This window comes from Mesorhizobium sp. M0910 (assembly GCF_040319465.1).
In the GTDB taxonomy this organism is placed as follows: domain Bacteria; phylum Pseudomonadota; class Alphaproteobacteria; order Rhizobiales; family Rhizobiaceae; genus Mesorhizobium.
In genome coordinates this window covers 392,462-412,311 of sequence record NZ_JAMYNZ010000003.1, presented here as the reverse complement: position 1 = coordinate 412,311, position 19,850 = coordinate 392,462, and the positions used below count along the sequence as shown (strand labels likewise).

General features: G+C 62.6%; 17 protein-coding genes. 10 read left to right on the top strand and 7 right to left on the bottom strand.

Features of this window, described 5'->3' with window-relative positions; all coding sequences use genetic code 11:
- The first annotated feature begins 232 nt into the window (after positions 1-232).
- Genes NKH78_RS09640 through NKH78_RS09625 form a run of 4 tightly spaced genes read left to right on the top strand, consistent with a single transcriptional unit; the run spans position 233 to position 3,989 of the window.
- Positions 233-1,366: an aminomethyl transferase family protein gene (locus NKH78_RS09640; RefSeq protein ID WP_352738561.1), complete on the top strand. Its 1,134-nt coding sequence runs from the start codon at positions 233-235 to the stop codon at positions 1,364-1,366.
- Positions 1,367-1,380: 14 nt separating this feature from the next.
- Positions 1,381-1,977, top strand: coding sequence for a dimethylamine monooxygenase subunit DmmA family protein (locus NKH78_RS09635; protein ID WP_352505300.1), 597 nt, complete (start codon positions 1,381-1,383; stop codon positions 1,975-1,977).
- Complete coding sequence (locus NKH78_RS09630) at positions 1,974-2,939, top strand: PDR/VanB family oxidoreductase (protein WP_352505299.1); 966 nt, start codon at positions 1,974-1,976, stop codon at positions 2,937-2,939. Before NKH78_RS09635 ends, NKH78_RS09630 begins: the two co-directional genes overlap by 4 nt.
- Before the next feature lie 9 nt (positions 2,940-2,948).
- Positions 2,949-3,989: a heme-dependent oxidative N-demethylase family protein gene (locus tag NKH78_RS09625; protein WP_352738563.1), complete on the top strand. Its 1,041-nt coding sequence runs from the start codon at positions 2,949-2,951 to the stop codon at positions 3,987-3,989.
- A gap of 50 nt (positions 3,990-4,039) precedes the next feature.
- Here NKH78_RS09625 and NKH78_RS09620 read toward each other — a convergent pair whose 3' ends face one another.
- Positions 4,040-4,753: a helix-turn-helix domain-containing protein gene (locus NKH78_RS09620; protein WP_352738565.1), complete on the bottom strand. Its 714-nt coding sequence runs from the start codon at positions 4,751-4,753 to the stop codon at positions 4,040-4,042.
- 249 nt (positions 4,754-5,002) lie between these two features.
- On the opposite strand from NKH78_RS09620, the gene NKH78_RS09615 reads away from it, so the two are divergent.
- The gene (locus NKH78_RS09615; RefSeq protein WP_352738567.1) at positions 5,003-6,361 is read left to right on the top strand and encodes a trimethylamine monooxygenase; all 1,359 of its coding nucleotides are present in this window, start codon (positions 5,003-5,005) and stop codon (positions 6,359-6,361) included.
- Between the two features lie 24 nt (positions 6,362-6,385).
- On the opposite strand, the gene NKH78_RS09610 is transcribed toward NKH78_RS09615, so the two are convergent.
- Positions 6,386-7,729 carry an aminotransferase-like domain-containing protein gene (locus tag NKH78_RS09610; protein WP_352738570.1) on the bottom strand — a complete coding sequence of 448 codons (1,344 nt, stop codon included), beginning with the start codon at positions 7,727-7,729 and terminating at the stop codon, positions 6,386-6,388.
- A 103-nt stretch (positions 7,730-7,832) separates the two neighbouring features.
- Between NKH78_RS09610 and NKH78_RS09605 the strand changes: the two genes are divergently transcribed.
- The 5 genes from NKH78_RS09605 (at position 7,833) to NKH78_RS09585 (ending at position 12,619) form a co-directional block, all read left to right on the top strand.
- Positions 7,833-8,801 (top strand): substrate-binding domain-containing protein, encoded by a 969-nt coding sequence (locus NKH78_RS09605; protein ID WP_352738572.1) that lies wholly within the window; start codon positions 7,833-7,835, stop codon positions 8,799-8,801.
- 70 nt (positions 8,802-8,871) lie between these two features.
- Complete coding sequence (locus tag NKH78_RS09600; RefSeq protein WP_502899798.1) at positions 8,872-9,702, top strand: ABC transporter substrate-binding protein; 831 nt, start codon at positions 8,872-8,874, stop codon at positions 9,700-9,702.
- 8 nt (positions 9,703-9,710) lie between these two features.
- Positions 9,711-10,631, top strand: a complete 921-nt coding sequence (locus tag NKH78_RS09595; RefSeq protein WP_352505293.1) for an amino acid ABC transporter permease — start codon at positions 9,711-9,713, stop codon at positions 10,629-10,631.
- Positions 10,618-11,391 (top strand): amino acid ABC transporter ATP-binding protein, encoded by a 774-nt coding sequence (locus NKH78_RS09590; RefSeq protein WP_352882747.1) that lies wholly within the window; start codon positions 10,618-10,620, stop codon positions 11,389-11,391. The genes NKH78_RS09595 and NKH78_RS09590 overlap by 14 nt, the downstream gene beginning before the upstream one ends.
- 46 nt (positions 11,392-11,437) lie before the next feature.
- Positions 11,438-12,619 (top strand): M20 aminoacylase family protein, encoded by a 1,182-nt coding sequence (locus tag NKH78_RS09585; RefSeq protein ID WP_352882744.1) that lies wholly within the window; start codon positions 11,438-11,440, stop codon positions 12,617-12,619.
- 121 nt (positions 12,620-12,740) lie between these two features.
- Here the strand turns inward: NKH78_RS09585 and NKH78_RS09580 are convergent, their stop codons facing one another.
- The 5 genes from NKH78_RS09580 to NKH78_RS09560 form a co-directional block, all read right to left on the bottom strand.
- Positions 12,741-14,387, bottom strand: coding sequence for a calcium-binding protein (locus tag NKH78_RS09580; RefSeq protein WP_352882742.1), 1,647 nt, complete (start codon positions 14,385-14,387; stop codon positions 12,741-12,743).
- Between the two features lie 158 nt (positions 14,388-14,545).
- Positions 14,546-16,528, bottom strand: coding sequence for an ABC transporter permease (locus tag NKH78_RS09575; RefSeq protein WP_352738580.1), 1,983 nt, complete (start codon positions 16,526-16,528; stop codon positions 14,546-14,548).
- Positions 16,525-17,601 carry a quaternary amine ABC transporter ATP-binding protein gene (locus NKH78_RS09570; protein ID WP_352738581.1) on the bottom strand — a complete coding sequence of 359 codons (1,077 nt, stop codon included), beginning with the start codon at positions 17,599-17,601 and terminating at the stop codon, positions 16,525-16,527. The genes NKH78_RS09575 and NKH78_RS09570 overlap by 4 nt, the downstream gene beginning before the upstream one ends.
- 74 nt (positions 17,602-17,675) lie before the next feature.
- Positions 17,676-18,647, bottom strand: a complete 972-nt coding sequence (locus NKH78_RS09565) for an ABC transporter substrate-binding protein (RefSeq protein WP_352645412.1) — start codon at positions 18,645-18,647, stop codon at positions 17,676-17,678.
- Between the two features lie 414 nt (positions 18,648-19,061).
- Positions 19,062-19,847, bottom strand: a complete 786-nt coding sequence (locus NKH78_RS09560) for an SDR family oxidoreductase (protein ID WP_352738583.1) — start codon at positions 19,845-19,847, stop codon at positions 19,062-19,064.
- Between the last annotated feature and the right edge of the window lie 3 nt (positions 19,848-19,850).

The following is a 19,850-nucleotide window of genomic DNA, read 5'->3' as shown; positions in this document are numbered from 1 at the left end:
CTTTCAAGAGAGTGAAATTTTTTTCATAAATTCAAGCCGAATTCCGCAATTGTCAAGACGATTTTACGCAACGTTAACCGTTTGTTTGATCCGCCGAATTTTGCCTGACAATGAAATTATTTGCTTGCGGGTATTGCAGGCTCCCGGCGTTTGCGATCAATATTCGGGCAACGCTCCCGCCGCTGTGCAGGGAGCAGGGAAAGCAAACGTTTTTCGAAACGGAGGACAGCGGATGACGGCATCCTGGAGATTTTCGACGCTTGCGGACCGCCATCGCGCGCTCGGCTCCAAGCTCGAGGACTGGAGCGGCATGGGCACCGCCTGGACCTACGACAAGGACGCCGACGAAGAGTACATCGCCATCCGCACCAAGGCCGGGCTGATGGACGTGTCCGGCTTGAAGAAGGTCCACATCACCGGGCCGCACGCCTCTCACCTGATCGACCTGGCGACGACGCGCGACGTCGAAAAGATCTATCCCGGCAAGTCGGCCTATGCCTGCATGCTCAACGAGGCCGGCAAGTTCACCGACGACTGCATCCTCTACCGCACCGGCCCGAATTCCTGGATGGTCGTGCATGGCTCGGGCACCGGCCATGAAGAGCTGCAGCGTGCTTCCGTCGGTCGCGACGTGTCGCTGCGCTTCGACGACAATCTGCACGACCTTTCGCTGCAGGGGCCGCTAGCCGTGGATTATCTGGCAAAGCATGTGCCCGGCATTCGCGACCTCAACTATTTCCACCACATGCAGACGCAGTTGTTCGGCTTTCCGGTGATGATCTCGCGCACCGGCTACACCGGCGAGCGCGGCTACGAGATCTTCTGCCGTGGCCAGGACGCCGGAACGATCTGGGACAGGATCCTCGACGAGGGCAAGAGCGTCGGCATCATCCCGTGCCGCTTCACCACGCTCGACATGCTGCGCGTCGAGAGCTACCTGCTGTTTTACCCCTACGACAATTCGCAGAAATATCCGTTCGAGAATGAGGGGCCCGGCGACACGCTGTGGGAGCTTGGTCTCGACTTCACCGTCAGCCCGGGCAAGACGGGCTTTCGCGGTGCCGAGGAGCACTACCGCCTGAAGGGCAAGGAGCGCTTCAAGATATTCGGTGTGCTGCTCGAAGGCAGGGAGCCGGCCGACGAGGGCGCACCGGTCTATCGCGACGGCAAGAAGGTCGGCGTGGTGACCTGCGCCATGTATTCGCCGCTGGTCAGGAAATCGATGGCCATCGCCCGGCTCGACGTTGACTGCGCGGTCCAGGGCACCCGGCTCGAGATCCGCAACAGGAGCGGCGCCATCAGCGCAACCGCCGAGCCGCTTCCGTTCGACGACCCGAAGAAGACCAAGCGCACGGCGAAAGGCTGAGGCATACTGCGGGTATGGCAGCGAAAAGCATCATCAGCCGCCCGGTCTATGGGACCCTGTCTCCACAGCCCGGCAAGCACCATCTTTTCGTAGCGGACGCAGAGGGAGCGCTGGCGATTACCGATCTGGCTGCCAAGGCACCGGCGGATTTCTTCGGCGGCGCCCACATCATCTTCATTCCCGGCCGCGACGGTAAATACGCCGAGGCGGTCGAAGCACTGAAGCCGGCGCAGCTCTACCTCGGCCATTCCTTCGCCAGTGCCCTGCCGCGGCTGAAGCAGACGCTGGCCAACGCCCATATGGGCCTCAGGCTCTACCTTGCCGGCACCGAAGGGCTGATCGGCCAGGCCATGCAGGCGGCGCTCGAAGCCGGCATCGACCACACCTCGATCCAGACCGAGCATCGCGGCTCGCTGGCGCGCCGCGTGCAGTGCGTCCATTGCAAGGGCATCACCGAGAACGTCACGACGCAGCCGGCAACCTGTTCGCATTGCGGCCTGCTGCTTCTGGTGCGCGACCACTATTCGCGGCGCCTCGCCGCCTTCCAGGGCGTCTGCATCAACGCCGAGGACCGCAGCGAAATTCCTCCGATCGAGGAGGTCTTTCGATGAGCACCGGCACCACCAAACTCGATGTCGTCGTCAGCGATGTCGTCCCGGTCAACGAGTTGGTGACGCGCTTTCATTTCCGCAGGCGCGACGGCCAGCTTTTGCCGACCTTTTCCGGCGGCGCCCATGTCGTCGTCGAGATGCGCGATGGCGAACGCACCAGGCTCAATCCCTATTCGCTGATGGGCTCGCCGCTCGACACCCGCGAATACACCATCTCGGTGCGCCGCGACGACGCCGGCCGCGGCGGCTCGCTGTTCATGCACAGGCAGGTCAGGCCGGGCACGGAGATGGTGGTGAGCTACCCCGTCAATCTGTTCTCGCTCGATCTTCGGGCCAGGAAGCATCTGATGCTGGCCGGTGGCATCGGCATCACCCCGTTTATGGCGCAGACCGCGCAGCTGGCGGCGCAAGGCGGCAATTTCGAATTGCATTACACCTGCCGCACCGCCTCGCTCGGCACCTATGCGGACCTGCTGAGAGAGCGCTACGATCGCCGGGTCAGGCTCTATCACGACGACCGCGACGAGCGCGTCGATCTCGACCGGCTGTTGTCGTCGCAGCCGCTCGGCACGCATCTCTATGTCTGCGGGCCGTCCGGCATGATCGGCTGGGTGCGCGAACGCGCCGCTGCCCTCGGCTGGCCGCCAGAGACCGTGCATTTCGAGCATTTCGCGGCCCCGCAGCCCGGCGCGCCGTTCGACGTGACGCTGGCGCTCAGCGGCAAGACGATCCGCGTCGACGAGCAGCAGAGCCTGCTCGAGGCGATCGAGGCGGCCGGCGTCGATCCGCCCTATCTATGCCGCGGCGGCGTCTGCGGCCAATGCGAGACCAACGTGATTTCGCATGACGGCAAATTCATCCACAACGATCACTGGCTGAGCGAGGAAGACCACCGGTCGGGCTGCAAGATCATGCCTTGCGTGTCGCGCTTCGAGGGCAGGTCGCTGGTGCTGGAAAGATAGGAGGCGAGCTTGGGCATCACCTTTCGCAAGGAAACGTTCCGCGACGACTTCACCTTCAGGAACAGCCCCGAGCACATCAGGCGGTTCCCGTTCCCGTTCCATGAAGATAGCTACATGTATGCGGTCAACATCGAGCCGCATGTCGTCGGGCCGAAGGGCAGCGTGCTGGAGAATTTGATCGACGTCGACGAGCACTATGTCGCCGAGATGCAGGACCGCGCTTTGGTGCTGGCCGAGGATCCGCTGCGCTGCCAGTCGCTGCCGCACATGACGCTGGCCGGCTGGGACCTGCTCGAACTCCTGATGGAGCAGCAGGCGCTGGGCTACCCCGAGCATTTCACGCTGATCCGCGACGGCGATCGCTGGCGCTGGATCAACCGGCCGCTCGGCATCGACGACAGCTTCACCTTCGGCGACGTCTCGACGCTGCCCTATGGGCCAATGGAATACATCACCCGCCAGAGCCAGGGCGATTTCTGCATTCTCGACCAGCGCGACGGCAATCTGTGGATGGATGCCGGCATGGTCACCACCCAGGCCGACTGGTCGCTCGATTTCGACATCGGCATGAACTTCTTCGAATGGCACGCGCCGGTGCCGCTGGCGCATGAGAAGGGGATCTTCGTCCGGGCGCTGAAATTCCTCACCAACATCCAGCAGGGTAAGCCGGCGCGCCGGCTGAACTGGACGATGACCATCAATCCGCGCCTCGACACCAGCCCGGAAAATTACCACAAATGGGGTCCGGACCGCGCCACGGTGACGCCGGAAAACGTTGGCGAAAAAGTGCATCTGCGCGTCGAACTGCAGAGTTTCTGGCGGCTGCCACGCTCGAATGCGATCGTCTTCCCGATCCGCTGTTACCTCATCAAGATGGACGAACTGGTGACGCAGCCGAAATGGGCACGCCGCCTGCACCGCGTCATCCGCGACCTGCCCGACGAACTCGCTGCCTACAAGGGCCTGACGCGTTATCGGCCGACTTTGGTCGAATGGCTGTCGAAATTGGATGATGGCAGCCCGACATCGCCGGGCTTCGGGCCGGAGTAAAGCTGCCCGCGAAGCTGCTAATCTCCCCACGAGGGGGGAGATTGGCCAACTCACCCCGCGCTCTGCGGGTAGCAGATGATCGACAGATAGCGCATCGGCAGAACGCTCAGCACTTCCGGTCCGTGCGGCGCATCGGCGTCGAAGAACAGGCTGTCGCCGGGCTTCATCGGGTAGAGATTGCTGCCATGCCGGTAAACCACTTCGCCTTCGAGCATATAGAGGAATTCCATGCCTTCATGCTGGAAGGTCGGGAACACGTCGGAATCCTCGGTCAGCGTGATCAGATAGGGTTCGACGACGACGCCGCTGGTGTTGGAGCCGATATGGCCGAGCAAATTGTACTGGTGGCCGGCGCGCGTGCCGCGGCGTTCGACGTCGAGGCCTTCGCCGGCCTTGACGAAGACGGCACTGCGCTCCTCCTCGAAACGGCGGAAGAAGGCGGTGACGGGAACGCCGAGCGCCCGCGACAGCGCCTGCAACGTGGTCAGCGATGGCGAGGTGATGCCGTTCTCGATCTTCGACAGCATGCCGAGCGAAATGTCGGTGGCGGCAGCCAGATCGGCGACGGTGATGCCGAGCTTTTTGCGGAATGCCCGCACCTCGCGGCCGATCGCGACCTCAAGCACTTTTTCGCGGGTGTCGCGAATGGCGTGCGGGTTCTGGGTGAGCGGCACGCGTATCTTGCGCGGCTCGATCGCGGCGGGTTTGGCTTTGCCCGCCGCGGCGCTGGCATCTTGCTTCAGATTGGACGCTCTTTTCGCCATTTCGCCACCCCGGACCTTGCCGATTCATTTCACTCACGGTGAACATATTCGGTGCCGATACAGAAGCGCAACTCTCACGACAAGTCGAATTGCGCAATGACCGGATTTCGCCCGAGCTTCCACGTCGTTTAGAAATCCAGCTCGGCGAAGCGCGGTTTCGCGACAAGCCCTGTTGACAGCATCGAAGGGGCAATTACTGTCCTGTCAGTGAAATTTGTTTCGTTAGAGAAATGAGATTGGGAGGCCCGCATGAAAGATCGTGTTGCCGTCATCGGAGCCGGGCCGTCCGGCATGGCCCAGCTCCGGGCCTTCAAGTCGGCCGCCGACAAGGGCGCCGATATTCCCGAGATCGTCTGCTTCGAAAAGCAGTCCGACTGGGGCGGCCTGTGGAATTACACCTGGCGCACCGGCCTCGACGAGCACGGCGACCCGGTGCATGGCTCGATGTACCGTTACCTCTGGTCGAACGGGCCGAAGGAATGCCTCGAATTCGCCGACTACACGTTCGAGGAGCATTTCGGCCGGCCGATCGGCTCCTATCCGCCCCGTGCCGTGCTGTGGGACTACATCAAGGGCCGCGTCGAAAAATCGGGTGTGCGTCAATGGGTGCGCTTCAACAGCCCGGTGCGCATGGTCACCTTCTCCGACACGACGAAAAAATTCACCGTCACCGCGCATGACCGCACCAACGACGTCACCTATTCGGAAGAGTTCGACAATGTCGTCGTCGCTTCGGGGCATTTCTCCGTGCCCAACGTTCCCTATTTCGAGGGCTTCTCGACCTTCAATGGTCGCATCCTGCACAGCCACGATTTCCGCGACGCGATGGAATTCAAGGGCAAGGATATCTTGATCATCGGCCGCTCCTATTCGGCCGAGGACATCGGCTCGCAATGCTACAAATACGGCGCCAAATCGATAACCTCGAGCTACCGCTCGAAGCCGATGGGCTTCAAATGGCCGGAGAACTGGAAGGAAGTGCCGCTGCTGCAGAAGGTCGTCGGCAAGACCGCGCATTTCAAGGATGGCAGCACCAAAGACGTCGACGCCATCATCCTGTGCACCGGCTATCTCCATTCCTTCCCGTTCCTCACCGAGGATTTGAAGCTGAAGACCGCCAACCGTATGTGGCCGGACGGGCTCTACGAGGGCGTCGTCTGGGAGAAAAACCCGAAGCTGTCCTATATCGGCATGCAGGACCAGTTCTACACCTTCAACATGTTCGACGCGCAGGCCTGGTTCGCCCGCGACGTCATCATGGGCCGTGTCGAGCTGCCCTCGGCCGAAGCGATGGCGGAGCACGGCCGGAAATGGCGGGCACGCGAGGAGACGCTGGAAGACGCCGAGCAGATGATCTGGTTCCAGGGCGACTACACCAGGGAGCTGATGGAGCAGACCGACTATCCGGGCTTCGACGTCGAGGCCGTCAATCGGACCTTCATGGAGTGGGAGCACCACAAGGCGGAAGACATTATGGGCTTCCGCGACCATGCCTATCGCTCGCTGATGACCGGAACGATGGCGCCTTTGCACCATACGCCGTGGCTGCAGGCGATGGACGATTCGATGGAGAGCTATCTCGAGGTGAAGGGCGTGGCGGCGGAGTAGCAGTCAGAACGGCGATGACTTGCCTCAGACAACCTCCCGCGCCGGGTCGGCTGCAAGCGCCAGGGAATTTGCGACGTGCTCGAGGTGCTCCTCGTCCAGAATGCTGGTCGCGACGCGGACGGCGTTCGTTTTTCCGGTCGAAAACTTCGCCCCGGCATGGACCGCGATGCCGTGGGCGGCCAGCGTGACCATCGCGTAAGGTTCCGAAGCAACCGGAATGAGGACGCTGAGACCGTGCCCGGCGTCGATATCGACATTGCGTTTGGCCAGTTCGCAGGCGAGCCGTTCGCGGCGGCGGCGGTAGACCTGCTTCGCCCGCTCCACCAGGGCGGTTGTGGCCGGGTCTTGCAGCAGCCAGGCGGTGGCCGCCTGCAGGATGCGGCTGGTCCATCCCGAGCTGAAGCTGCGGTAGGATTGGATCTGCTCGACGATCGTCGCCGATCCGGACAGGACGGCGAGCCGCAGGTCCGGGCCGTGGGTCTTGGAATAGGACAGGATATGGATGACGCGATCGGGAAAACGCCGGCCAAGCGAGATGCGCGGCGCCGAGGCAATATCGCCGACGCCGTCATCTTCGACAATCAGCACATCGGTACCGGCGAGCAGGTCGCCGATGACTTCCAGCCGCGCCGGCGACATGCAGGCGCCGGTCACCGAATGGACGCGCGGCTGGAACAGGAACGCCACCGGCCGCTGCCGCAGTGCGCTGGCGAGCGCGTCCGGCAAGGGGCCGTCACCGTCGCAATCCACCGGAATGATCGGTACGTCGAGATCTTCGAGGATGTCGAGCAGGCGAAGCGCCGTCGGGTTCTCGATAGCTACCGGCGCTCCCGGCGGGACCAGCGCATGCAGCAAGGTGTAGATGGCGTTGTAACCGCCATTGGTGGCCAGGAACGCGCCGGGATCGTACGGCCATGATGGGCGCACTGCGGCCTCCAGCTCGGGCAGGATGCGCACCCGCTCGTAGCTGTTGAGCTTTTCGGCGCGCGCGCCATGCGCCAGCGCGATGTCGAGCGGCGGCAAGAGCCTCACATCGGGCTCCGCGATCGCCAGGTTCAGAACATCCTGTCCGTAATTGCCGCCGCTCATGTGGCGCTCGGGGCGGGCGGCAAAGCGGTTGCCCATGATCCAGGTGCCGTTGCGTCCGCGGCCGCCGATGATCTTGTAGCGCCGCAACTCGCTCCACGCCTGCGAAACCGTCGCCGGGCTGACGCCAAGCACATAGGCCAGATCGCGCACCGGCGGAAGTTTTGCGCCGACGGGCAGCGCGCCGCTTCTGATCAGCGCACTGGTCTCGCGCGCGATGCCGCGCATCGTGCGGTCGCCAAGGCGTTCAGCGAACCATCCTGCATCGAAATTCATCCGCATCGGCGACCGCTAAAGCTAATGTTCAATAACGTAATAACATTTGATCGGCAGAAAATAAACATTTACCAATCGCCGGTCAAACATAGCTTTGAAGTTCATGCCGATGGCCGTTTCCATCACTATAGCCACCCGCGATTGGGACTATCTCACTCCCTTGGTCCTGGGTGACGTCGCCTCCAGCCGCCTGTCGGTGAAGGTTGATCGTGTCGCCACGCTAATCGCGGATCTCGGCACCGATCCGAACTACGATGCGGCGGAGGTCTCGTTCAGCCGTTATGTGTCGGCCATGGCGTCGGGCCGGGATACGGTGGTTGGAATACCGTGCTTCATCATGCGCGGCTTTCGCCATCGCTGTATCATCACGGTCGAGGAAAGTCCGCTGGAGCAGCTTTCCGACCTTGCCGGCAAACGTATCGGCGTCACCGGCTGGCGCGATTCCGGCAACACGTGGACGCGCGGGGCGCTTCGCCGGGAGGGCGTCGGCATCGAGGATGCCTATTGGTTTGCCGGCCGGTTGACATCCGAGCACCCGATCGCCGACCGCCTCGACGGATTCGGCAGGCCGGGGCGCATCGAAGCAGCACCGGGCGAGCGCCCGATGATGGAGCTGCTGGCGCAAGGCGAGCTCGACGCCGTTTTCACGCCCTTCATGCCGGACGGCTTTTTCGGCCCGGCTTCCGGCTTCCGGCAAGTGCTGCGCGATTTTCGCGCGGCCGAACGCGCCTATTTCGCCGACGTCCGTTATGTGCCGGGCATGCATCTGGTCGCTGTCAAGGCTGCAATGGCCAGGGAACATCCCTGGCTGCCGCAGGAACTCGCCAGGCTGATCGACGAAAGCCAGCGCGTCTGGACGGCAAAGCGCCGAAAATATGCCGACACCTCGCCGTGGATCCTCGAGGAGCTGCTTCATGCGGGGCGCGACCTGCCTGCCTCCTGGAACGCCAGCGGCCTGCCTGCCAACCGGCGCATGATCGAGGATTTCGTCATCGAGCTCCATGCCCAGGGCATTCTGACGGAACCGATTTCCGCCGAAGCCTTGTTTCCTTTCGAGGCCGGGTCGCGGGCCACCTGACAACGCAACGAAGAACACGAAGGAGAATGCCATGAGGACAATCAGCTTCATATTCGCCTCGCTCGTCACCATGCTGGCGCAGGCCAGCTTTGCCCAGGACGTCCAAAAGCAATCGGTGAACGAAGACTTGCGCGCCCGGCTGCCGGAAGAGATCCGCACGGCGGGAAAGATCACGGCTGTCAACAACGGCTCGTTCCCGCCCTATGAGATCGTCACTGGCACCGAACTGACAGGGGCGACCAAGGACATTTCGGACGCTATAGGCCAGCTGCTCGGCGTCGAGGTCGACCATGCCTCGGTCGCCGGCCTGCCGGCTTTGCTGAGCGGCATCAACGCCGGCCGCTATCAGTTCGCGATGGGGCCTGTCGGCGACTATCCCGACCGCCAGAAGTCCAACGACTTCATCGATTGGGTGCGCGAATACGTCGTCTTCGCCGTCGAGAAGGGCAACCCGCAAGGCATCACCTCGCTCGACACCGCGTGCGGCAAGCGCATTGCCGTGATGTCGGGTGGCTCGGCCGAAAAGGTCATCAAGCAACAGGCGCAGAAATGCACCGAGGGCGGCAAGCCGGCCGTCGAGGTGCAATCCTTCACCGACCAGCCAAGCTCGATACTGGCCGTCCGGTCGAAGCGCTCCGACGCATTCTTCTCCTCGCAGGCGCCGCTGACCTATTTCGTCGAGCAGGCGAAGGGCCAACTGGAACTCGCCGGGGTCGGCCAGGCCAACGGCTTCAAGGACATCTACCAAGGCGCCGTCGTCAAGAAGGGTTCGCCGCTGGGCGGCGTGCTGCTCGACGCCTTCAAGATCCTGATGAAGAACGGCACCTACGCCGCGGTGATGAAGAAGTGGGGCCTCGAGAAGAACATGATCGACGCGCCCGGCATCAACCAGGGCCAGTAGAGGCTGCCATGACCGACGCGACCGCTGCCTACGCGGCCGGGCTGCCGCGACGTCCCGACGACGCGCTGCGCGACGTCAAACGAGCCCACCGGCCATTCCCGCTCGTCCGGCTGGCGCTCTGGGCATTCACCGTCGCCGTCGCCGCCGGCTTCGCCTATATCGTCGCGGTCAACCCGAATTTCGGCTGGCCCGTGGTCGCCCAGTATTTCTTCGATCCGACGGTCATGCAGGGGCTTTCCGTAACGCTCGGCCTGACGGTCGTGGCGATGATCCTGGGCATCGTGCTCGGCCTGCTGCTCGCCATCGCGCGCATGTCGAACGACAGGCTGGCATCCTTTCTCTCCGGCCTGTTCATCTGGTTCTTCCGCGGAACGCCGCTGCTGGTGCAATTGATCCTGTGGTACAACCTTTCGACGCTGTTTCCGCGCATTTCCCTCGGCTTCGCCAGCTGGAATACCAACGACCTGATCACGCCTTTGACGGCCGCCGTTCTTGGTCTGGCGCTGAACGAGGCCGCCTACATGGCCGAGATCATTCGTGGCGGGCTGCTGTCGGTGGACAAGGGACAGGCCGAAACGGCTGAAGCCTTCGGCATGACGCGCGCGCGGGCCTTGCGGCGAATCATCATCCCGCAAGCCATGCGGTCGATCGTGCCGCCGACCGGCAATCAGCTAATCAGCATGATCAAGGCGACGTCGCTTGTCAGCGTCATCGCCATGGCCGACCTGCTCTACTCGGTGCAGTCGATCTACAACCGCACCTTCGAAATCATTCCGCTGCTGATGGTTGCAGTGCTGTGGTACCTACTGATTACCTCGGTCCTCAATGTCGCGCAAGGCGCGATCGAACGCCACTACAGCCGCGGCGACCGCGGCGCGCGTGAGAAGACGGCGACCGCCACACTGGAGGCCGCCAATGAGCGCGCATGACACGCCCCTGGTCAGGGCGCGCAACGTTCACAAGGCGTTCGGCCCGCTCGAGGTGCTGAAGGGCATCGACCTGGACGTCGCGCCTGGCGAGGTGGTGGTCATTCTCGGACCGTCCGGCTCCGGCAAATCGACCTTCCTGCGATGCATCAATTATCTGGAGGCGATCGATCAAGGGTCGATTGAGGTGGACGGCGAGCAGATCGGCTACCGGCTGCACAACGGCCGGCTCGACAAACTCTCCGACCGGGCGATCGCCGCGCAGCGGCGCAAGATCGGCATGGTGTTCCAGCAGTTCAATCTCTATCCACACATGACGACCCTGCAGAACGTCATCGAGGCTCCAGTCGGCGTCCACCGGGAGAACCGCAAGGAGGCGATCGGCTACGCCCGCGAACTGCTGACCCGTGTCGGTCTCGCCGACAAGATCGACGCCTATCCGCGCCAGCTTTCAGGCGGCCAGCAGCAGCGCGTCGCCATCGCCCGCGCGCTCGCCATCCGCCCGAAATTGATGCTCTTCGACGAGCCGACGTCGGCGCTCGATCCGGAACTGGTCGGCGAGGTCCTCGCCACCATGCGCGATCTCGCCAGGCAGGGCTTGACCATGATCGTGGTCACGCATGAGATCGGCTTCGCGCGCGAAGCCGCGGATCGGGTGGTGTTCATGGACGACGGCAATGTGATCGAGGCCGGGCCTCCGGACGAGGTTCTGGCTAACCCCAGGCACCCGCGCACGCGGGCCTTTTTAAGCCGTTTCATCTGACAGCAAAGCCGGCACGATTACGTGCTCGGCCGGCAAAGGACCTTCGATGCCAAAGACCTCCAACCAGTTCGCCGACATTTCCGACTTCGCCGACAAGGCCGCCGAGCTTGCAGCGGCCCGCCAGCACCTGCACGCCCATCCCGAGCTTTCATTCCAGGAGCACGAAACCGCTGCATATGTTGCCGAACGGCTCGAAGGCTGGGGCTACGAGGTGACGCGCAATGTCGGCGGGCTCGGCGTCGTCGGCCGCTTGCGCCAGGGCAGCGGCCGCAGCATCGCCATCCGCGCCGACATGGACGCCTTACCGATTACCGAAGCGACCAATCTCCCTTATGCCAGCCAGGCCAGCGGCAAGATGCACGCCTGCGGCCATGACGGCCACACCACGATGCTGCTCGGCGCCGCCGAATACCTGGCGCGCACGCGGCATTTTAACGGCACGGTGAACCTCATCTTCCAGCCGGCCGAGGAAGCCGGCAAGGGAAGCGGGGCGCAGGCGATGATCGCCGACGGCCTGTTCGAGCGCTTTCCCTGCGATGCGATATTCGGGCTGCATAACCATCCGGGCGCGCCGACGGGTTCGTTCCTGATGCGCGCCGGGCCGCTGATGGCGGCGAGCGATACCGTCACGATCAAGATAACCGGGCGTGGCGGCCACGCCTCGCGTCCGCACCTGACGGTCGACCCGATCGTCGCTGCCGCCAACATCGTCATGACCCTGCAGACGGTGGTGTCGCGCAACGTCAACCCCATCGAGACGGCTGTCGTTACCGTCGGCACCATTCACGGCGGCACGGCCTCCAACGTCATCCCGGAACACGCCGAGATCGCGCTGAGCGTCCGCTCTTTCTCGGCCGAGATCCGCGACACGCTCGAGCAGCGAATTCGCAATATCGCAGCACTTGTGGCGCAGGCGCATGGCGCAACGGTCGAGATCGATTACGAGCGCGGCTACCCGGTGGTGATCAATTCCCAGGGCGAGACGTCCTTCGCGACAGACGTCGCTGTCGAGCTCGTCGGTCAGGACAAGGTGTCCGTCTGCCCGTTGATCCCCGGCAGCGAAGATTTTTCTTATTTCCTCGAACACAAACCCGGTTGCTTCCTGCGCCTCGGAAACGGCGAGGATTCAGCCATCCTGCACAGCCCGAAATACGATTTCAACGACGGCAATCTGACCGTCGGCGCAGCGCTCTGGGCTCGACTGACCGAGAGATTCCTGGCCATTTGATTCACATCTGCGGCTTGGATTGTCGATCGGCCGGTCGAGCAGAATTGGGGCGACCGGCCGCGCGACTATCAACGAACTCTCACCGCATTCCGCCTCTTCGAATAGGATAAGAGTTTCGCTCTCAGACGAACAAAAAGTCGCTCGTCGTCAGCGTGTTCGTAAAGTTTGCGAGAGTAACTTGATCGACTCCCGCGGTAATGATGGTGTCGGTTCCAGTTTGCGCAATAGTGAGATCATCGAACGATTGCACGCGCTCCACGCCGCTAAACACGATAGTGTCGCCTTGGGTCTGGCTGAAATCGTAGATGGTGTTTTGGGTTCCGACCGTCATGGAACCATCGTCCTTGAACATGAATTGGTCTCTGCCGCCCTGAGCCAACTCGCTCAGTTGCCCGTCGCCCCACATGTCATTGATGACCGTGCAGCCGGGTGCCGCGCTCCCGGCGTACAGGGTATCGTTTCCGCCCTTGGCCGAACCGGACATTTGCAGAGCGTCGCCGCACAGGAAGTTACGGACCTGGCCGCTTTCGCTGTTCTGGCCCCCAGTAAGAATGTCGTTGCCGCCCTGGGCGGAACCGGACATAGAGCGCGCGTCGCCGTATAACTCGTTTAGAACATCAGGAAAGGCGCTTTTGTCCCCGCCAGTCAGGGTATCATTGCCGCCCACAGCGCTGCCGAGCATCGTGACCGCATCGCCATACCCCAAATTATGAGTGCCTTGCAGCACGGCCACGTCGTCGCCCCCAAGCGCGTGATCGAACATACTGCCGCCCGCGTCCCCGTAGAACGTTATCTCCGAGCCACCCGCGCTCGTGAAAGTGTCGTTGCCGCCCGCGGCGAAACCGGAAAGATCACCGCCCGCATCGCCATAAAGAGTTTTGCTCCCGATCTCCCCACCCAGGTCCGTATAGTGGTCGTCGCCGCCCTGAGCATGGTCAGACATGTTGCCGCCGGCGTCACCGAAGAAGGTGTTGGTGGAAAAGAAGCTACCCGTGAAGGTATCGTTGCCACCCTTGCTGTAGGCCGACATATCGCCGCCGGCATCGCCGTAGAAAGTGTTGAAGGAGTCGGTCCTGCTCGTGAAATTGTCGTCGCCGCCTTGCGCATTGCCGGACATGTTGCTGGCCGCGTCACCGTAGAAAATGTTATTGGCTTCTATCGAGCCCTGGAAGGTGTCGTTGCCGCCCTTGCCATGATCGGACATCTCGCCGCCCGCGTCACCGTAAAAGATGTGATCGGCTCCTTGTCGAGTGCTGGTCACGAAAATGTCGTCGCCGCCTTGAGCAAAGCCGAACATGTTGCCGCCGGCGTCGCCGTAGAATGTGTTGTCTACCCGTCTACCCACTTCACTGCTCAACGTATCGTTGCCGCCCTTGCTGTGGTCCGACATATCGCCGCCGGCATCGCCGTAAAAAGTGTTGGAGGAGTCGCCCTCGGCGGTAAAACTGTCGTCGCCGCCCTGAGCATGGACGAACATGTTGCCGCCGACGTCACCGTAGAAGATGTACGTGCCTAGCGAGGCGCCTGTGAAACTGTCGTTGCCGCCCTTGCTGTGGTCCGAGCCATCCTCGCCGGCATCTCCGTAGGCAGTGGTGGTGGAGGATGGCGGCCCCGTGAAGGTGTCGTTGCCGCCTCTTGAGAAATCGAGCAGGCTGCCGCCAGCATCGCCGATTAAGATGTTTGTATTTAGATCGCCTGCGAGGACGTCATCGGTGCCCCGTTGACGATCTACTAGATCACCGGGAGTAAAGGGAACGCGTATAGCCATTGTTCGCTCTCCTGTTGAGCCTGCCCGTCCGATGACAGCCGTACGATTTGAGGTAACAGCGAGCAATCATCCCGAATGGCTATATCTTTAGGCGTAGGGATCGGTGCCTCGTTAACGGCGCGCTTGGCGGCAGCTTCCTGACGCCGTCCTATTCCGGACTATCCCAGCCTTGCGCGAGCCTTCGCCGTCCAGGCGTTGAACAGCCGGTCGGCGACGATGCCGATGAAGGCAATGGCCAGGCCGGCGACGATCCCGCGGCCGGAATCGGCCTTGGACAGGGCGATGAACACCTCCTGGCCGAGATCGCGCGTGCCGACCATGGCGCAGATGATGATCATCGCCAGTGCCATCAGGATTGTCTGGTTGACGCCAAGCATGATCTCTGGAAGCGCCAGCGGCAGCTGCACGCAAAAGAAGGTCTGGCGCCTGGTGCAGCCCGAAACCTTCGCCGCCTCGATCAGCGCCGGCGGCACCTGTCGAATGCCGTGATTGGTGTAGCGGATCGCTGGCACCACGGCGAAGGCAACGGTGGCGATCATCGCGGTGACGTCGCCGACCCTGAACAGCATCACCACCGGAATGATGAAGCAGAACGACGGCAGCACCTGCAGTGTGTCGATGACCGGCGTGACGGTCTTTTCGAAGCGGTCGCTGCGCGATGCCATCAGCCCGATCGGGATGCCGATGAGGCAAGCGATAAAGGCCGAGATGCCGCACAAATAGACCGTCGCCATGGTCTTTTCCCAAAGGCCGGTGACGGCGCAGAACGCTGTCAATGCCGCGACCAGGGCGGCGAGGCGGAAGCCGCCGAGCTGGTATCCGGCAAGGCCGAGGAGACAAACCGCGCCCAGCCACGGAAAGCCCTCGCAGAAGGCGCGCACCGGGTTCAGCACGTTGAGGATAAGCGCCACGCGGAACGCTTCGATCGTGTCGAAGAAGTTGATGGTGATCCAGTTCACCGCCGCCTTCCACAAAGGCGCGGTGGTGAAGGTGATCGCCTTCGGCACCGCGGCGAAGGCCGGCACGAACAGGCCGAGCAGCGTGGTGACGGCGAGAATGGCGACGGCCAGCGTCAGGTTGGGATAACGCCGCCAGAAGCTGGTGCCGGCCTGATGGCGGACATTGCCCTTGTCGTGATTGTGGGCGATCGCCTGGCTCAGCCGGTCGAGTGCAATTGCCAGTGCGACAATGGCGAGGCCAGCCTCCATCGCCTCGCCGACCTTGAGCGCGCGCAGCGCCAAAAGCACGTCATAGCCGAGCCCACCGGCGCCGATCATCGAGGCGATGATCACCATATTGAGTGCCAGCATGATGACCTGGTTGACGCCGACCATCAATGTCGGCCGCGCCGACGGCAACAGCACTCGCCACAGCTTCTGCCGTGCCGTGCAGCCGGCCATCTCGCTGAAATCGTCGATCTCCGACGGCACCCGCGACAGGCCGAGCATCGTCGCCCGCACCATTGGCGGCGTCGCGAAAATTGCCGTCGCGATCATTGCCGAGACCGGGCTGTTGCCGAAAAGAAGCAGCATCGGGATGAGATAGGCGAAGGTCGGGATCGTCTGCATCAGATCGAGGGCAGGGGAGATCAACAGCCTCTCCACCCAAGGCTTGCGCCATGCCCAGATGCCGGCGAACAGCCCGGTGACAATGCAAAACGGCACGGCGATCGAGATTAAGCCCAGCGTCAGCATGGCGCTGGTCCACTGCCCGAACAGCGCGATGTAGAGAAAACAGCCGCCGGCCAGCGCACCCAGCTTCCAGCCGCCGGCCGCGCGTCCGGCAAGGTAGGCGGCAGCGCAGACGCCGACCCAGGACAGGCGCGGCAACACGACCATATCGGCGCCATGGCCGATCTTGAAATTTTTGGCCAGAAGAGCGAGCGCGAAATCGAGCGGCACGCCGAGCACCGCGGTGATCGAACGGGTCAGCCAGGAGAAATTCGACTTCACCCAGTTCATCAGCGCACCGACCCAGTCTGCGACAGGAACGATCGCGCCGGCCGGGTAATTGACCGCCCAGGGCAGGCTTTCCTGCAGCAGGAAAACGATAAGCACGGCGGCGAGCGCGCAGGCCCAGATCGCCAGCCAGGTTTGAATCGGCCGGGGCCTCGCTGCGCTGGCGCTTGCCGTGACCGTCATGCGCCGACCCCACGACGTTCTATGCCGGCGAGAAGATCGATCACCGCCTGCGGCGTGACCTCGCCGATCGGCTTTCCGGCGCCGTTGACCACCGCGAAGGGCTTGCCGGCAGAGACGATATCAGCCGAAAAACTTGATATCTTGGCATCCGGCGCGACCGTGCCGCCGTACTCGGCGCCATCGCAGGCGCGCATCAGGCTGCGCGCCGAGATCACCTTGGCGCGGTCGACGTCGCGGGTGAATTCGGCGACATAGTCGGTCGCCGGGTTGACCACCAACTCTTCCGGCGTGCCGATCTGGATGACCTCGCCGTCCTTCATGATGGCGATACGATCGGCTAGCCGGATGGCCTCGTCGAAATCATGGGTGATGAAGACGATGGTCTTGTGCAGCATGGTCTGCAGCCGCATCAGCTCGTCCTGCATCTCACGGCGGATCAGCGGGTCGAGGGCCGAGAACGGCTCGTCGAGGAACCAGATTTCCGGCTTCGTGGCGAGGCTGCGGGCGATGCCGACACGCTGCTGCTGTCCGCCGGAAAGCTCGCGCGGATAGAAATGCTCGCGGCCGCGCAAGCCAACCAGCTCGATGACTTCACGGGCTCGCTTCTCGCGCGTCGGCCGGTCCTGCCCCTGGATGCCCAAGGGAAAGGCGATGTTCTCCAGTACGTTGAGATGCGGCAGCAAGGCAAAATTCTGGAACACCATACCCATGCGATGGCGTCGCAGCTCGATCAGCGCGGCATCGGAAATCTTGAGCAGGTCCTTCCCCTCGAATTCGACCTTGCCGTGGGTCGGCTCGATCAGCCGCGACATGCAGCGCACCAGCGTCGACTTGCCTGACCCCGAAAGTCCCATGATGATGAAGATCTCGCCCTGTCGGATTTCGAGATCGACGCCGCGCACCGCGCCGACCAGTCCGGCCGCGGCGATGTCCGCCAGGCTGGCCTTGCCGTCGCGCCGGCGGATGAAATTGGCCGCGTCCGCCCCAAACAGCTTCCAGACATTGCGGCAGGCAAGCTTTATCGGGCGTGCATCGTTGCCGGCTTTCGCCGCCTGTTCAATCGTATCGCTCATTCAACCGTCCTTCTGGAATAGGGGATCGAGACCCGGCCCTGAATGGCCGGGTCGTCGCGTTTCCAGTCAGACGGTCACTCGGCCCAGGCTTTCCAGTCGGCTTCGTGGGCGGCGATCCAGGCGGCGGCGACATCTTCCGGCGTCTTGCCTTCGAGATCGATCTCGCCGCTCATCTTGTTGAGCTCGTCGGTATCGACCGTGTAGTTTTTCGCGACCTTGTAGGCGACCGGCCATTTGTCCTTCATGCCGGCCCAGGAATATTTCCAGATCTCGCCATGCGGCTTGCCGCAGTCATATTTGGCATCTGGGTTCACGCCCCATTTCGGGTCGTTGTAGCATTCCGGCGTATAGTCGGGGAATTCGACCCATTCGCCCTTGTATTTGGCCGGCGCCCAATGCGGCGAATAGATCCACAGCATGATCGGCGCCTTGCGCTGATAGGCCGAGTCCAGTTCGGCGAACATCGCCGCATCGGTGCCGGCATGGATGACGGTGAAGGGCAGTTTCAGCGCCTCGACGCGTTCGTCGTCAAAACCTTCCCATGTCACGGGTCCGCCGAGATAACGCCCCTTCGGCGCGGTTTCGGCGGTCGAGAACGCTTCGGCGCATTTCGGGTCTTTCAGCGCCTCCCAGTTAGGCAGGCCGGGGCATTTCTCTTTCATATACTCGGGAAACCACCATTCTTCCTTGGCCTTGGGTCCGAGCTTGCCGAGGCGTTCGGTCTGGCCCGTCGCGTCCGAGGCCTTCATCGCCTCGCCGGCCGTCGTGTCCCAGAATTCCAGGCCGACATCGATGTCGCCATTGGTCAGGCCGGTGGTCAGGCTGGAGAGATAGTCGGCGGTCGGGTACTCGACGGTGTAGCCGAGCTTTTCGAGGATGCCGCCGAGGATCTTGGCGTTCAGATTGACGCTGGTCCAGTCGAACAGCGCGATCTTGATCGGGTCGTTGGATTCCGGCGCTGCCGCATAGGCCGAAGATGTCAGTGCGGCTGCGGCAAGTGTTAAGGCTCCCATTGAGAAACTCGAAATCATGTTCCGAAGTGACATGCTTGTTCTCCTGTCAAGCTCTGGTGAAGTTATCGTTCGTTCCCTTCTTGCGTCTTTTTTTGATTGTGTTGGAAAAGCTGGTCGTTGCGCAAGGGCGTTGGCGCCAGATTGCTGCCGGCGCTGAAGCGGCGCAGAGCGGATGGTGCCCAATTTTGTGAAAATGTGCCGGAGGGGACCGTGTCATGGCTGCCGATGGATTGCCGCCAAGGCAGTCCGCGGATCGATCGCTGGTCTGGCGGCGCTATGAAAGGTGCGAGCCATCAAGGTCCCATGATCTCAGCTGTCGGCCTGGCGAACCCATCTCGCCAGAGCCGTTTCATGGGATGAAATTATATATACCAACATTCATGTCTCGCAACGCGTAATGCCGTCACGGTCATGCAATTCGGACAGGGCACTGCCGCCCGAGTATCCTCACGACATGATCAGGCCGCCATCGACATTGATGGTCTGCCCGGTGATGTAGGCCGCATCGTCGCTGGCTAGAAAGCTGACCAGGCCGGAGACATCCTCGCCGCTGCCGGCGCGGCCCATCGGGATGTTCCTCACCCATTCGGCCATCAGCTCGCCGGGCTTGTAGTCGCCCATCAACTTGCCCCATGCGGCGTCGTTATAGGCCCACATATCGGTGTCGATGATGCCGGGGCAGATCGCGTTGACGGTGATCTTCTCCTTGGCCACTTCCTTGGCCAGGCTCTGGGTGACGCCGACGACGCCGAATTTCGAGGCCGCATAATGCGGCGTGTAGATAAAGCCCTGCCGCGCCTGGCCGGATGCGGTGTTGATCAGCCGGCCGCCATCGCCATGCTTGCGGATGCGCGCGATCGCCTCCTGGCAGCACAGGAACACGCCCTTGGTGTTGACCGCCATCACCTTGTCCCATTCGGCCTCGGTCATCGCCTCTATCCTGGCGATTGTGATGACACCGGCATTCTGTACGGAGATGTCGACGCGGCCGAACTGTTGCTCGGCCAGGTCATAGAGGGCGACGACCTCGTCCTTTTTGGTCACGTCCATGCGCAGCGATGCGACCTTGGCGCCCGTAGCCTTGAGATCGGCGGCGACCTCTTCGACGCGCGCGTCGATGGCGCTGACGACGACCGCGGCACCTTCCGCCGCGAAGCGCCTGGCCATTGCCGCGCCGATGCCGCCGCTGGCGCCGGTGATGACCGCCGTTTTTCCCTGGAATCGCTTCTGCATCTT